Genomic DNA, 13486 nt, shown 5'->3' on the forward strand with positions numbered 1-13486 from the left:
GTTAAAAGCAAGCTCGGATGCGAGTCCAATCGGAATGCTCATTTACCACTCGTAAACTCCGCTTCCTCACTTGCTTTTGCCTTGTATCGCTCTAGCTCGCGAGATCGTGAGCAGGTTCTAAGCACGCTAGAAAAAGCGATGCCCGGCCAGTCGTCCTGACTGGTCCGGGCACCTGCAGAAGCGGCATCGCCTCTGCGACATGGCGGCACATCAGCTGGCCCCATGCTCCCGACACGTCCCTGTGTCAGGGTGTTCCCGCTTCCGGTGACCGTCGTTGGCCGACCCTGGCAGTCAGTGCAGCTCCCCGTGTGGCCGCAAGGCGCGGGCGTAGCAGAACAGGAAGAGGCTGCGCACCAGTTCCTTGAGCACGCTTGGTTCGCTGGAGTTCAGGCAGCTCAGGTCGAGATCGCCCTGATCGCGCAATTCGCCGATGGCCTCTTCTTCGAGTACAGCGCACACCTCGCCGGTTTCCCGATTGAGAATCCGCAGGTAGGGATGTGGGCGGTCCAGCCAGGCATCAATCAGATAGGTCATGTGCATATCCTCCGTCGTCGTCCTTGAGATGAGAATAATTCTTATTGAGATTATAGCAAGACTTAATGGGCGCCTTTTGTCGGCAAATGAAAAGCCCGTCGCAAGGACGGGCTTTTCGCTGGAGCCAGGCTTGGCTCAGTTCGTGCGGGATACGGCAAACCGGCAGAGCTCGATCAGCGCGTCGCGGTGACTGTTGTTGGGCAGCGTGTCCAGGCAGGCGATGGCTTTGTCGGCATGTTCGCGGGCCAGCTTGGCGGTGTAGGCCAGCGCGCCACAGGCGTCGACCGCGGCGCGGATGCTTTCCAGGTCTTCGATGCCGCCTTTCTGGATGGCGCTGCGCACCAGGGCGGCCTGTTCGGCGGTGCCTTCACGCATGGTGTAGATCAGCGGCAGGGTCGGCTTGCCTTCGGCCAGATCGTCACCGACGTTCTTGCCCAGGGTGGCGGCGTCGCCCTGGTAGTCGAGCAGGTCGTCGACCAGTTGGAAGGCGATGCCCAGGTGGTCGCCGAAGGTGCGCAGGGCTTCGCTCTGGGCGTGGTCGGCACCGGCCAGCGCGGCGGCGCTGTGGGTCGAGGCCTCGAAGAGCATCGCGGTCTTGCCGCGGATGACTTCCATGTAGGTCTCTTCCGTAGTGCTGGCGTCGCGCACCTTGGACAGTTGCAGCACTTCGCCTTCGGCGATCACCCGGGTGGCGCGGGAGAGGATTTGCATCACCGGCATGCAGCCGAGTTCGACCATCATTTCGAACGAGCGCGAATAAAGGAAGTCGCCGACCAGCACGCTCGGCGCATTGCCCCACTGGGCGTTGGCGGTGGCGCGACCACGGCGCATGCCGGACATGTCGACCACGTCGTCGTGCAGCAGGGTGGCGGTATGCAGGAACTCGATGGTCGCGGCCAGCAGGCGCAGGTCGTCCGCCTGATAGCCGAGAGCCTTGCCGCTGAGCAGGACGAGCAGCGGACGCAGGCGCTTGCCACCTGCGGAGATGATGTAGTCGCCGATCTTCTCCACCAGAGGCACGCGTGATACCAGTTGGCGGCGGATGATGCCGTCGACGGCGGCGAAGTCGTTCGCCACCACGCTATAGAAGGCCTGGGGTTGCATCGTGGAGGGTGGCTCCTGGGGCTGGGCGGCGCCTGTTATGGGTACGCCGGCAGGGCTGCGGCGATGGGGCCGGGGGTAATCTGATTGCGCGGCATGCTAGGGGCCGGGGTAGGGGCTGTCAAGGCAAGTGCCGGCGGGGGTTGCCTCGCTGCGGGGCTTTCCGTACAATCGCGGCCCCTAACTTCTTTGGGCACTCCCTGCCTTACGCAATTGCACGGCGCCAGTCCAGGTTCCATGCAGCCATGCCGGCCAATTACTCTTCCTATAAAGAGTCGGGTGAGCAGGTTTAACGGAGAGATATCCATGTACGCTGTAATCGTTACCGGTGGCAAGCAATACAAAGTCGCCGAAGGTGAATTCCTCAAGGTCGAGAAGCTGGAAATCGCCACTGGCGAATCCGTGACTTTTGATCGCGTTCTGCTGATCGGCAATGGCGACGACGTTCAGATCGGCGCCCCGGTGGTTGCTGGTGCCAAGGTTGTCGCTGAAGTGGTCTCCCAAGGCCGTCACGACAAAGTCACCATCATCAAGTTCCGTCGTCGTAAGCACCACATGAAGCGTCAGGGCCACCGTCAGTGGTTCACCGAAATCAAGATCACTGGCATCCAGGCCTGATTGGAGGGTTTGACTCATGGCACACAAGAAAGCTGGCGGTAGTACTCGTAACGGCCGCGACTCAGAAAGCAAACGCCTTGGCGTGAAGATGTATGGCGGCCAGGTCATCAAGGCCGGCAACATCATCGTGCGTCAGCGCGGTACCCAGTTCCACGCCGGTTACGGTGTTGGCATGGGTAAAGATCACACCCTCTTCGCTAAAATCGAAGGCGTGATCAAGTTCGAAGTGAAGGGCGCGTTCAACCGCCGCTACGTAAGTGTCGTGACTGCCTAAGTCCGCGCTTGCTGAAGAAGCCCTGTCTCGCGACGGGGCTTTTTTGTTTCTGTATACCCTGTATCCGTGTTCCATTAGCCCGTCGCCGCGACGGGAGGCGTACCCATGAAATTCGTCGATGAAGTTTCTATTTTTGTAAAAGCCGGCGACGGTGGTAACGGCATGATGAGCTTTCGTCGTGAGAAGTTCATCGAGAAGGGTGGCCCTAACGGCGGCGATGGTGGTGACGGCGGCTCCATCTATATGGAGGCGGCTGCCAACCTCAATACCCTGGTCGACTATCGTTACACGCGGCGTTTTACCGCGAGAAATGGCGAGAAGGGTGGCAGCACCGAATGTACCGGGGCCAAGGGTGAGGACCTGATCCTGCCGGTTCCGGTCGGCACCACCGTGATCGATGCTGGCACCCAGGAGATCATTGGCGACCTGACCAAGCCGGGCCAGCGCCTGTTGGTCGCGCATGGTGGTTGGCACGGCCTGGGCAACACCCGCTTCAAGTCGAGCACCAACCGTGCGCCACGGCAGACCACGCCGGGCAAGCCGGGCGAGTCGCGTGACCTCAAGCTGGAGCTCAAGGTTTTGGCCGATGTGGGCCTGCTCGGTCTGCCCAATGCTGGCAAGAGCACCTTCATTCGCTCCGTTTCGGCCGCCAAGCCGAAGGTGGCGGATTATCCGTTCACCACGCTGATCCCTAACCTGGGTGTAGTCAGTGTCGGGCGCTACAAGAGCTTCGTGGTTGCCGACATCCCCGGTCTGATCGAAGGGGCCTCGGAGGGCGCGGGTCTGGGGATTCGCTTCCTCAAGCACCTGGCGCGTACCCGTCTGCTGCTGCACCTCGTGGACCTGTCGCCGCCTGATGGCAGTGATCCGGCCGAGGCTGCCGAGGTGATCATCCGCGAGCTGGAGAAGTTCAGCCCGGCGCTGGCCGAGCGTGATCGCTGGTTGGTGCTGAACAAGGCCGATCAGCTGCTCGAAGATGAGCGCGACGAGCGCGTCAAGGCCGTGGTCGAGCGCCTGGACTGGCAGGGTCCGGTGCACGTGATTTCCGCCTTGGAAAGCGAAGGCACCGAGTCGCTGAGCCAGGCGATCATGCGCTATCTCGATGAGCGTGACCTGCGCAAGGCCGAGGAGCCGGCTTACGCCGAGGCGTTGGCCGAGCTGGATCGTCGCATCGAGGACGAGGCGCGGGCGCGCCTGCAGGCGCTGGACGACAAGCGTGCGCTGCGTCGCGCCGGCCTGAAGAGCGTGGATGACGTCGGTGATGACGACTGGGATGATGATTTCGAGGACGACGAAGATGGTCCGGAGATCATCTACGTTCGCGATTGAGGTATCGTACGGCGCCGCTTGATAGCGGCGTCGTGCTGATTGCAGGCACGTATTTGCATTCTGGCTAGGGTTGGAAAAGATGCGGGACAAGGTTACAGGTGCGCAGCGCTGGGTGGTCAAGATTGGCAGCGCGCTGCTGACGGCGGATGGGCGTGGTCTGGACCGCGCCGCCATGGCGGTTTGGGTCGAGCAGATGGTTGCGCTGCGCGAGGCGGGCGTCGAGCTGGTGCTGGTGTCCTCGGGGGCGGTGGCGGCCGGGATGAGTCGCCTTGGCTGGGTGTCGCGTCCGAGTGCCATCCATGAGCTGCAGGCTGCTGCTGCGGTCGGGCAGATGGGGTTGGTGCAGGCCTGGGAGTCCAGCTTTGCCGAGCATGGCAAGCACACCGCGCAGGTACTGCTGACCCATGACGACCTGTCGGACCGCAAGCGCTACCTGAATGCGCGTAGCACCCTGCGTACCCTGGTCGAGCTTGGCACCATTCCGGTGATCAACGAGAACGATACGGTGGTCACCGACGAGATCCGCTTCGGTGACAACGATACCCTGGCGGCGCTGGTGGCCAACCTGGTCGAGGCTGATCTGCTGGTGATTCTCACGGATCGCGATGGCATGTTCGACGCCGATCCGCGGCACAATCCCGATGCTCAGCTGATTTTCGAAGCGCGTGCCGATGACCCGGCCCTGGATGCCGTGGCGGGAGGTACCGGTGGTGCGCTCGGCCGTGGCGGCATGCAGACCAAGCTGCGCGCGGCGCGTCTGGCGGCGCGCTCGGGGGCTTACACGGTGATCGTCGGCGGGCGCATCGAGCGCGTGCTTGATCGCCTCAAGGCGGGTGAGCGCCTGGGCACCCTGCTGGCGCCCGAGCGGGGTCTGCTGGCGGCGCGCAAGCAGTGGCTGGCTGGTCATCTGCAGACCCGTGGCACGCTGGTGCTGGATGCGGGGGCGGTCAAGGCGCTGCTGGTTGATCGCAAGAGCCTGTTGCCGGTTGGTGTGCGTCAGGTGCAGGGCAGTTTCCGTCGTGGCGAAATGGTGGTCTGCGTGGCGCCGGATGGGCGCGAGATCGCGCGCGGCCTGGCCAACTACAGTGCGCTGGAGGCGCAGAAGATTGTCGGTCAGCCTTCCGATGCCATCGAGAAGTTGCTTGGCTATGTCGATGAGCCTGAGCTGGTGCACCGCGACAACCTGATTCTGGTCTGAGGAGAGTGCAATGCGCATGGCAAAAGGATTGCTCGGCTTGCTGCTGATGGTTCCGCTGGTGGCGCCGGCGGAAGAGATTGGCGAGGTGTCCACGGTATTCAAGTGGCTCGGCCCGAACGACAAGATTGTCGTCGAGGCGTTCGATGATCCTCAGGTGGAGGGGGTGACCTGCTACCTGTCGCGCGCCAAGACTGGTGGTGTGAAGGGCGGTTTTGGGTTGGCGGAAGACCGCGCCGAGGCGTCGCTGGCCTGCCGTCAGGTCGGCCCGATCAATTTCACCGGCAAGCTCAAGGATGGTGAAGAGGTGTTCCGCGAGCGCACGTCGCTGGTGTTCAAGACCATGCAGGTGGTGCGCTTCTTCGACGAGAAGCGCAACACCCTGGTCTATCTCGTGTACAGCGATCGGGTGATCGAGGGCAGTCCGCAGAATGCGGTCACGGCGATCCCGATTCTGCCCTGGCCAAACGAGTGAGAAAAGCCGGTGCCCTGCACCGGTTTTTTTATGCGCTGAATGGCGGGCAATAAAAAACCGGCCGAGGCCGGTTTTTCAAGAACAGCTGTCGCTTAGGCGGCAGCTTGGCTCAGCGCCTTGATGTGACCGTTGAGGCGGCCTTTGTGGCGAGCAGCTTTGTTCTTGTGGATGATGCCTTTGTCGGCCATACGGTCGATTACCGGCACAGCCAGGGTGTAGGCGGTTTTGGCTTTGTCCAGGTCTTTGGCGTCGAGAGCCTTGACCACGTTCTTGATGTAGGTACGAACCATCGAGCGCAGGCTGGCATTGTGGCTACGACGCTTCTCAGCCTGTTTTGCGCGTTTTTTGGCAGAAGGTGTATTGGCCACCGTCAAGCTCCTCGAAAAAAAACTGGGGGGATAGCAACAAATAAGGCCGCGGATAATGCCGAGCCAGGGTGCCGATGTCAAGCTTATTAGCATTTGCCTTCGCTAGCCTGACCAGTGGCGGACCGCTACACTCGTCGGCTTTGCGCGGCGGTGGATTCTCCCCCTATGCGCGCGTTTGCGGAAGCCCCTCATTCAGATGAACCTGCTCAAATCGCTGGCGGCTGTCAGCTCCCTGACCATGTTGTCCCGCGTGCTCGGCTTCGTGCGCGATACCATCATTGCCCGCATGTTCGGCGCAGGCGTGGCGTCTGACGCCTTCGTGGTCGCCTTCAAGCTGCCCAACCTGCTGCGCCGGATCTTCGCCGAGGGGGCGTTCTCCCAGGCGTTCGTGCCGATCCTCGCGGAGTACAGGACCCAGCAGGGTGAGGAGGCTGCGCGTACCTTCGTCGCCTACGTCTGTGGCTTGCTGACCCTGGTGCTGGCGCTGGTTACCCTGATCGGCATTCTCGCTGCGCCGTGGATCGTCTGGATCTCGGCGCCCGGTTTTGCCGACGAGGCCGAGCGTTTCAGTCTGACCACCGACCTGTTGCGCCTGACCTTTCCTTATATATTGCTGATCTCGCTGTCGTCGCTGGCCGGGGCGGTGCTCAATACCTGGAACCGGTTCTCGGTGCCGGCCTTCGTGCCGACCCTGCTCAACGTCAGCATGATCGTCTTTGCCCTGTTCCTCTCGCCGTACTTCGACCCGCCGATCATGGCGCTGGGCTGGGCGGTGCTGGTGGGCGGGCTGCTGCAATTGCTCTACCAGCTGCCACACCTGAAGAAGATCGGCATGCTCGTGCTGCCACGCTTGAAGTGGCGCGATGCCGGCGTGTGGCGCGTGCTGAAGCTGATGGGGCCGGCGATTTTCGGTGTCTCGGTCAGTCAGATCTCGCTGATCATCAACACCATTTTCGCCTCGTTCCTGGTCGCTGGTTCGGTGTCGTGGATGTATTACGCCGATCGCCTGATGGAGCTGCCGTCCGGTGTGCTCGGCGTGGCGCTGGGCACCATCCTCCTGCCGGCGCTGGCGAAAACCTATGCCAGTGCTGATCGTGACGAATACTCGCGCCTGCTCGACTGGGGGCTGCGTCTGTGCTTCCTGCTGGTGCTGCCGTGCGCGCTGGCCCTGGCGATTCTCGCCGAACCGCTGACCGTGGCGCTGTTCCAGTACGGCAAGTTCACCGGCCAGGACGCGCTGATGACCCAGCAGGCGCTGATTGCCTATTCGGTCGGCCTGCTCGGCATCATCCTGGTGAAGATCCTCGCGCCCGGTTTCTACGCCCAGCAGAACATCCGTACCCCGGTGCGCATCGCCATCGTCAGCCTGCTGGCGACCCAGGCGATGAACGTGCTGTTCGTCTTCGTGATCCCTCTGGCCCACGCCGGTCTGGCCCTGTCGATCGGCCTGGCGGCTTGCCTGAACGCCGGTTTGCTCTACTGGCAGTTGCGCAAGGCGGACATGTTCCAGCCGCAAGTCGGGTGGGGCGTGTTCATCGGCAAGCTACTGCTGGCGGTGGTGGCGATGGTGGCGGTGCTGCTGCTGGCCATGCACTACATGCCGGCCTGGGATGAGGGCGGCATGCTCCTGCGCCTGTTGCGCCTCGGCGCGCTGGTGGTGGCGGGCGTGGTGGTGTATTTCGGCGTATTGCTGCTGCTGGGCTTTCGCCTGCGTGACTTCGCCCGGCGCAGTCTGGCCTGAGGCGCGAGTGGCAGACGCTCTGCCTGTTGTCTGCCGGCGCCTGTGCGTATAATCGGCCACTTTGTAAGCAAGAAGCGCGCTATGCAGCTGGTCCGAGGCCTCCACAATCTGCTACCCCTCACCCAGGGATGCGTTGCCACCATCGGTAATTTCGATGGCGTGCACCGTGGGCACCAGGCGATTCTCGCTCGTTTACGCGAGCGTGCCATCGAGCTGGGCGTACCCAGCTGCGTGGTGATTTTTGAGCCGCAGCCGCGGGAATTTTTCGGTCCGGATACTGCACCGGCACGCCTGACTCGCTTGCGCGAGAAGCTTGAGCTGTTGGCCGAGCAGGGTGTCGATCGGGTGTTGTGTCTTGCATTCAACCGCCGTCTGCGCGAGCTGTCGGCGACCGAGTTCGTGCGTCAGGTGCTGGTCGAGGGGCTGCATGTGAAGCACCTCGAGGTCGGTGACGACTTCCGCTTCGGTTGCGACCGTTCCGGGGATTTCGGGTTTCTCGTGCAGGCCGGTGCCGAGCACGACTTCAGCGTCGAGGCGGCGATGACCGTCGAGCTCGATGGTGATCGCGTCAGCAGTACCCGCGTGCGCCAGGCCTTGCAGGCCGGGGAGCTGGAACTGGCCGAGCGTTTGCTAGGCCGCCCGTTCGCACTGGCCGGTCGGGTGTTGCACGGGCAGAAGCTGGCGCGCCAACTGGGCACGCCGACGGCCAATGTGCAGCTCAAGCGCCGTATTGCGCCCCTGCGCGGGGTGTATCTGGTCAGTGCGCTGGTCGATGGCCGGCGTTATCACGGTGTGGCCAACATCGGTCAACGGCCTAGCGTCGCTGGCGATGGCAAGCCTCACCTGGAAGTGCACCTGCTGGAGTTCGCTGGCGACCTGTATGGTCAGCGCCTGACGGTGATCTTCCACCACAAGCTGCGCGATGAGCAGCGCTTCGCCTCCCTGGAGGCATTGAAGTCGGCGATAGATGCGGATGTTGCCGCCGCCCGGGCCTACTGGCTTGGCCAACCGCTTGATTGACCACTGTATTAGATGAGTCCAAGAGCCTGAGATGACCGACTACAAAGCCACGCTGAACCTCCCGGATACTGCCTTCCCGATGAAAGCCGGCCTGCCGCAGCGCGAGCCGCAAACCCTGGCGCGCTGGGACAGCATTGGCCTGTACCAGAAGTTGCGGCAGATTGGCGAGAACCGGCCGAAGTTCGTCCTGCATGACGGCCCGCCCTACGCCAACGGCAGCATCCACATCGGTCACGCGGTCAACAAGATCCTCAAGGACATGATCACCCGGTCCAAGACTCTGTCTGGCTTCGACGCGCCATACGTGCCGGGCTGGGACTGCCACGGTCTGCCGATCGAGCACAAGGTCGAGACCACCTTCGGCAAGAATCAGCCGTCCGACCTGACCCGTGAGCGCTGCCGCACCTATGCCGGCCAGCAGATCGAAGGGCAGAAGGCCGACTTCATCCGTCTCGGCGTGCTGGGCGAGTGGGACAACCCCTACAAGACCATGGACTTCGCCAACGAGGCCGGAGAAATCCGCGCCCTGGCCGAAATGGTCAAGCAGGGCTTCGTATTCAAGGGCCTGAAGCCGGTCAACTGGTGCTTCGATTGCGGCTCGGCGCTGGCCGAGGCCGAGGTCGAATACCAGGACAAGAAATCCGATGCCATCGACGTGGCCTTCGCCGTCGAGGACGCCGACAAGCTGGCGGCCGCCTTCGGTCTTGCCAGCCTGGCCAAGCCGACCAGCATCGTCATCTGGACCACTACGCCCTGGACCATCCCGGCCAACCAGGCGCTGAACGTTCACCCGGAATTCATCTACGCCCTGGTCGACACCGGTGAGCGCCAGCTGCTGCTGGCCGAGGAACTGGTGGAAAGTTGCCTGGCGCGCTATGGCCTGCAGGGCGAGGTTATCGCCACCGCACCAGGTGCCGCGCTGGAAAACATCCGTTTCCGCCACCCGTTCTACGAGCGCTTCTCGCCGGTTTACCTGGCCGAGTACGTCGAAACGGGCGCCGGTACCGGCATCGTGCACTCGGCCCCGGCCTACGGCGAGGACGACTTCCGTTCCTGCAAGCAGTACGGCATGAGCAACGACGACATCCTCAGCCCGGTGCAGAGCAACGGCGTGTACGTCGAGTCGCTGCCCTTCTTCGGTGGCCAGTTCATCTGGAAGGCCAATCCGGCCATCGTCGCCAAGCTCGGTGAAGTGGGTGCGCTGCTCAAGCACGAAGCCATCCAGCACAGCTACATGCACTGCTGGCGCCACAAGACTCCGCTGATCTACCGCGCCACGGCGCAGTGGTTTGTCGGCATGGACAAGCAGCCGAACGTGGGCGACACCTTGCGCGAGCGCGCCCTGGCGGCCATCGAACAAACTCAGTTCGTTCCGGCCTGGGGTCAGGCGCGCCTGCACAGCATGATCGCCGGGCGCCCGGACTGGTGCATCTCGCGTCAGCGCAACTGGGGCGTGCCGATCCCGTTCTTCCTGCACAAGGAAAGCGGCGAGCTGCACCCGCGCACCGTAGAGCTGATGGGCGAAGTGGCTGCGCGCGTGGAAGAGCAGGGCATTGAGGCCTGGTTCAAGCTCGACGCCGCCGAGCTGCTCGGTGACGAGGCTGCTCAGTACGACAAGATCAGCGACACCCTGGACGTGTGGTTCGATTCCGGCACCACCCACTGGCATGTGATGCGCGGCTCGCACCCCATGGGGCACGAGCACGGCCCGCGCGCGGACCTGTATCTGGAAGGCTCCGACCAGCACCGCGGCTGGTTCCACTCGTCCCTGCTGACCGGTAGCGCCATCGATGGCCACGCGCCGTACAAGGCCCTGCTGACCCATGGTTTCGTGGTTGACGAGAACGGCCGCAAGATGTCCAAGTCGCTGGGCAACGTGGTTGCGCCGCAGGAGGTCAACGACAGCCTGGGGGCCGACATCATGCGCTTGTGGGTCGCCTCCACCGACTACTCCGGCGAGATGGCGGTGTCCAAGGTCATCCTGCAGCGTAGCGCCGATGCCTACCGGCGCATCCGCAACACCACGCGCTTCCTGCTCTCGAATCTCAACGGCTTCGATCCAGCCAAGGATCTGCTGCCGGTCGAGCAGATGCTCGATCTGGACCGCTGGGCGCTCGACGCCGCGGCGCGTTTGCAGGGCGAAATCATCGAGGCCTACGATGAGTACCGTTTCTGGAACGTTTACCAGAAGGTGCACAACTTCTGCGTACAGGAGCTGGGCGGCTTCTACCTCGACGTGATCAAGGATCGTCAATACACCACCGCCGCCGACAGCGTGGCGCGCCGCTCCTGCCAGAGCGCGCTGTACCACATCGCCGAAGCGCTGGTGCGCTGGATCGCACCGATCCTGGCCTTCACCGCCGACGAAATCTGGCAGTTCATGCTGGGCGAGCGCAACGAGTCGGTGATGCTCAACACCTGGTATCAGGGGCTCGACCGTCTGCCGGAAGGCTTCGTGCTGGACCGTGCGTACTGGGACCAGGTCATGACCGTCAAGGCCGCCGTGAACAAAGAGCTGGAAAACCTGCGTGCCGCCAAGGCCATTGGTGGCAGCCTGCAGGCCGAGGTCACCCTGTACGGCGTGGATGCGCTGAACGCAGCGCTGCACACCCTGGGTGACGAACTACGCTTCGCCCTGATCACGTCCGGCGCCAAGCTGGCACCGCTGGCCGATGCGCCTGCCGATGCGGTGGACACCGAGGTGGCTGGCCTGAAGCTGAAGATCGTCAAGTCGGTGCATGCAAAGTGCGGGCGCTGCTGGCACCACATTGCCGATGTCGGCAGCCATGCCGCGCATCCCGAGCTGTGTGGTCGTTGCGTGAGCAACATCGAAGGCCCGGGCGAGGTGCGCAAGCATGTCTGATACCTCGCGCTTCGGGCGCCTGGCCTGGCTGTGGCTGGCGCTGGCGGTGTTCATCCTCGATCAGGGCACCAAACAGATCGTGCTACAGGTGCTCGAGTACGGGCATCGCGTCGTGGTCATCGACGGCTATTTCGACTGGACGCACGTCTATAACCGTGGTGCGGCGTTCAGCTTCCTCGCAGGCGAGTCAGGCTGGCAACGCTGGTTCTTTGCAGCCATCGCGTTGGGTGTGAGCGCCGTGCTGGTGGTCTGGCTCAAGCGCCTGAAGGCCGACGAGACCTGGCTGGCGATTGCCCTGGCGATGGTCCTTGGCGGCGCGCTGGGCAACCTGTACGACCGCATGGTCCTCGGCCACGTGGTCGACTTCATCCTGGTGCACTGGCAGAACCTGCACCATTTCCCCGCCTTCAACGTGGCGGACAGCGCCATCACCGTGGGTGCAGTGATGCTGGCGCTGGACATGTTCAAGAGCAAGAAATCCGGAGAGCCTGCCCATGACTGATTCACTCTCTCAAGAGCTACGTATCGGGCCGGACAAGGAAGTGACCCTGCATTTTGCCCTCAAGCTGGAGTCGGGCGACGTGGTCGACAGCACCTTCGACAAGCAGCCGGCTACCTTCAAGGTCGGTGACGGCAACCTGCTGCCGGGCTTCGAGGCGGCGCTGTTTGGCTTCAAGGCGGGCGACAAGCGTGTCGTGCAGGTCGAGCCGGAGAATGCCTTTGGTCAGCCCAATCCGCAGAACGTACAGGTGATGCCGCGCACTCAGTTCCAGGATATGGAACTGTCCGAGGGGTTGCTGGTGATCTTCAACGATGCCGCTAACACCGAGCTGCCGGGCGTAGTAAAAGCCTACGACGAGGCCCAGGTGACTATCGACTTCAACCACCCGCTGGCTGGCAAGACGCTGAGCTTCGAGGTGGAAATCATCGCGGTACGGCCCGTCTAAATCATCTTCCGTCACCTGGAAGAGGCCCGCAGGGGCAGTGAGGTTAAGCAGCATGCACATCAAACTCGCCAACCCCCGCGGCTTCTGCGCCGGTGTCGATCGTGCCATCGAGATCGTCAACCGCGCGCTCGAGGTGTTCGGCCCGCCGATCTACGTGCGTCATGAAGTCGTGCACAACAAGTTCGTGGTCGAGGACCTGCGCGCCCGCGGCGCGATCTTCGTCGAAGAACTGGACCAGGTGCCGGACGACGTCATCGTCATCTTCAGCGCTCACGGTGTGTCCCAGGCTGTGCGCAAGGAGGCCGAAGGCCGTGGCCTGAAGATATTCGACGCAACCTGCCCGCTGGTGACCAAGGTTCACCTGGAAGTTGCCCGTTACAGCCGCGACGGCCGCGAATGCATCCTCATCGGCCATGAGGGTCACCCGGAAGTCGAAGGCACGATGGGCCAGTACGATGGGCGCAATGGCGGGGCCATCTACCTGGTCGAAGACGAAGAAGATGTCGCCAACCTGCAGGTGCGCAATCCCGACTCCTTGGCATTCGTCACCCAGACCACCTTGTCGATGGACGACACCAGCCGCGTGATCGACGCCCTGCGCAGCAAGTTCCCCAGCATCGGCGGGCCGCGCAAGGACGACATCTGCTATGCAACGCAGAATCGCCAGGATGCGGTGAAGACCCTGGCAGCTGAGTGCGATGTGGTGCTGGTGGTGGGTAGCCCCAACAGCTCGAACTCGAATCGGCTGCGTGAGCTGGCGGAGCGAATGGGGACGCCGGCTTACCTGATCGATGGGGCTGAGGATCTGAAGAAAGAGTGGTTTGACGGTATTTCGCGAGTGGGTATTACCGCTGGCGCTTCTGCCCCCGAGGTCCTGGTTCGTGGTGTTGTCGAGTATCTAGAACGATGGGGTGTCTCTGGCTCCATTGAGCTGCATGGGCGTCCAGAAAATGTGACCTTCTCAATGCCTAAAGAGTTAAGAGTTAAGCAAGTAGAATAAGCAGCCCAGCAAAAGCTGGGC

General features: G+C 62.8%; 14 protein-coding genes. 11 read left to right on the forward strand and 3 right to left on the reverse strand.

Going from position 1 to position 13486, the window contains the following annotated elements; genetic code table 11:
• Nucleotides 1-291: 291 nt before the first annotated feature.
• Nucleotides 292-534 carry a hypothetical protein gene (locus IB229_RS20440; RefSeq protein WP_192331780.1) on the reverse strand — a complete coding sequence of 81 codons (243 nt, stop codon included), beginning with the start codon at nucleotides 532-534 and terminating at the stop codon, nucleotides 292-294.
• 135 nt (nucleotides 535-669) lie between these two features.
• On the reverse strand, nucleotides 670-1638 hold the full coding sequence (locus IB229_RS20445) for a polyprenyl synthetase family protein (RefSeq protein WP_192331781.1): 969 nt from the start codon (nucleotides 1636-1638) through the stop codon (nucleotides 670-672).
• Nucleotides 1639-1941: 303 nt separating this feature from the next.
• Here IB229_RS20445 and rplU point away from each other — a divergent pair, with 303 nt between their 5' ends.
• The 5 genes from rplU to IB229_RS20470 all read left to right on the forward strand — a co-directional run bounded on the left by rplU (nucleotide 1942) and on the right by IB229_RS20470 (nucleotide 5526).
• The gene (gene rplU, locus IB229_RS20450; RefSeq protein ID WP_192331782.1) at nucleotides 1942-2253 is read left to right on the forward strand and encodes a 50S ribosomal protein L21; all 312 of its coding nucleotides are present in this window, start codon (nucleotides 1942-1944) and stop codon (nucleotides 2251-2253) included.
• 16 nt (nucleotides 2254-2269) lie between these two features.
• Nucleotides 2270-2527: a 50S ribosomal protein L27 gene (rpmA, locus tag IB229_RS20455; protein ID WP_192331783.1), complete on the forward strand. Its 258-nt coding sequence runs from the start codon at nucleotides 2270-2272 to the stop codon at nucleotides 2525-2527.
• Nucleotides 2528-2632: 105 nt separating this feature from the next.
• The gene (gene cgtA, locus IB229_RS20460; protein WP_192331784.1) at nucleotides 2633-3856 is read left to right on the forward strand and encodes an Obg family GTPase CgtA; all 1224 of its coding nucleotides are present in this window, start codon (nucleotides 2633-2635) and stop codon (nucleotides 3854-3856) included.
• A gap of 79 nt (nucleotides 3857-3935) precedes the next feature.
• On the forward strand, nucleotides 3936-5054 hold the full coding sequence (gene proB / locus IB229_RS20465; RefSeq protein WP_192331785.1) for a glutamate 5-kinase: 1119 nt from the start codon (nucleotides 3936-3938) through the stop codon (nucleotides 5052-5054).
• Between the two features lie 10 nt (nucleotides 5055-5064).
• Nucleotides 5065-5526 carry a CreA family protein gene (locus tag IB229_RS20470; protein ID WP_192331786.1) on the forward strand — a complete coding sequence of 154 codons (462 nt, stop codon included), beginning with the start codon at nucleotides 5065-5067 and terminating at the stop codon, nucleotides 5524-5526.
• A gap of 92 nt (nucleotides 5527-5618) precedes the next feature.
• Here the strand turns inward: IB229_RS20470 and rpsT are convergent, their stop codons facing one another.
• Nucleotides 5619-5894 carry a 30S ribosomal protein S20 gene (gene rpsT, locus IB229_RS20475; RefSeq protein WP_192331787.1) on the reverse strand — a complete coding sequence of 92 codons (276 nt, stop codon included), beginning with the start codon at nucleotides 5892-5894 and terminating at the stop codon, nucleotides 5619-5621.
• A 196-nt stretch (nucleotides 5895-6090) separates the two neighbouring features.
• On the opposite strand from rpsT, the gene murJ reads away from it, so the two are divergent.
• The 6 genes from murJ (at nucleotide 6091) to ispH (ending at nucleotide 13465) form a co-directional block, all read left to right on the forward strand.
• Nucleotides 6091-7635 (forward strand): murein biosynthesis integral membrane protein MurJ, encoded by a 1545-nt coding sequence (murJ, locus tag IB229_RS20480; protein WP_192331788.1) that lies wholly within the window; start codon nucleotides 6091-6093, stop codon nucleotides 7633-7635.
• Nucleotides 7636-7716: 81 nt separating this feature from the next.
• On the forward strand, nucleotides 7717-8655 hold the full coding sequence (gene ribF, locus IB229_RS20485) for a bifunctional riboflavin kinase/FAD synthetase (protein ID WP_192331789.1): 939 nt from the start codon (nucleotides 7717-7719) through the stop codon (nucleotides 8653-8655).
• A 31-nt stretch (nucleotides 8656-8686) separates the two neighbouring features.
• Nucleotides 8687-11518 (forward strand): isoleucine--tRNA ligase, encoded by a 2832-nt coding sequence (ileS, locus tag IB229_RS20490; RefSeq protein WP_192331790.1) that lies wholly within the window; start codon nucleotides 8687-8689, stop codon nucleotides 11516-11518.
• Complete coding sequence (gene lspA, locus IB229_RS20495) at nucleotides 11511-12020, forward strand: signal peptidase II (protein ID WP_192331791.1); 510 nt, start codon at nucleotides 11511-11513, stop codon at nucleotides 12018-12020. The genes ileS and lspA overlap by 8 nt, the downstream gene beginning before the upstream one ends.
• Nucleotides 12013-12465, forward strand: a complete 453-nt coding sequence (locus tag IB229_RS20500) for an FKBP-type peptidyl-prolyl cis-trans isomerase (protein WP_192331792.1) — start codon at nucleotides 12013-12015, stop codon at nucleotides 12463-12465. Before lspA ends, IB229_RS20500 begins: the two co-directional genes overlap by 8 nt.
• A 52-nt stretch (nucleotides 12466-12517) precedes the next feature.
• The gene (gene ispH, locus IB229_RS20505) at nucleotides 12518-13465 is read left to right on the forward strand and encodes a 4-hydroxy-3-methylbut-2-enyl diphosphate reductase (protein ID WP_192331793.1); all 948 of its coding nucleotides are present in this window, start codon (nucleotides 12518-12520) and stop codon (nucleotides 13463-13465) included.
• Nucleotides 13466-13486: the final 21 nt, after the last annotated feature.

The organism is Pseudomonas sp. PDM14, from assembly GCF_014851905.1.
Classification (GTDB): domain Bacteria; phylum Pseudomonadota; class Gammaproteobacteria; order Pseudomonadales; family Pseudomonadaceae; genus Aquipseudomonas.

Bases quoted from the DNA above. Each gene is read 5' to 3' on its own strand.
- IB229_RS20445 (WP_192331781.1), bottom strand. From the start codon at position 1,638: ATGCAACCCCAGGCCTTCTATAGCGTGGTGGCGAACGACTTCGCCGCC.
- IB229_RS20470 (WP_192331786.1), top strand. From the start codon at position 5,065: ATGCGCATGGCAAAAGGATTGCTCGGCTTGCTGCTGATGGTTCCGCTG.
- ileS (WP_192331790.1), top strand. From the start codon at position 8,687: ATGACCGACTACAAAGCCACGCTGAACCTCCCGGATACTGCCTTCCCG.
- cgtA (WP_192331784.1), top strand. From the start codon at position 2,633: ATGAAATTCGTCGATGAAGTTTCTATTTTTGTAAAAGCCGGCGACGGT.
- ispH (WP_192331793.1), top strand. From the start codon at position 12,518: ATGCACATCAAACTCGCCAACCCCCGCGGCTTCTGCGCCGGTGTCGAT.
- proB (WP_192331785.1), top strand. From the start codon at position 3,936: ATGCGGGACAAGGTTACAGGTGCGCAGCGCTGGGTGGTCAAGATTGGC.
- IB229_RS20440 (WP_192331780.1), bottom strand. From the start codon at position 534: ATGACCTATCTGATTGATGCCTGGCTGGACCGCCCACATCCCTACCTG.
- lspA (WP_192331791.1), top strand. From the start codon at position 11,511: ATGTCTGATACCTCGCGCTTCGGGCGCCTGGCCTGGCTGTGGCTGGCG.
- ribF (WP_192331789.1), top strand. From the start codon at position 7,717: ATGCAGCTGGTCCGAGGCCTCCACAATCTGCTACCCCTCACCCAGGGA.
- murJ (WP_192331788.1), top strand. From the start codon at position 6,091: ATGAACCTGCTCAAATCGCTGGCGGCTGTCAGCTCCCTGACCATGTTG.
- IB229_RS20500 (WP_192331792.1), top strand. From the start codon at position 12,013: ATGACTGATTCACTCTCTCAAGAGCTACGTATCGGGCCGGACAAGGAA.
- rplU (WP_192331782.1), top strand. From the start codon at position 1,942: ATGTACGCTGTAATCGTTACCGGTGGCAAGCAATACAAAGTCGCCGAA.
- rpmA (WP_192331783.1), top strand. From the start codon at position 2,270: ATGGCACACAAGAAAGCTGGCGGTAGTACTCGTAACGGCCGCGACTCA.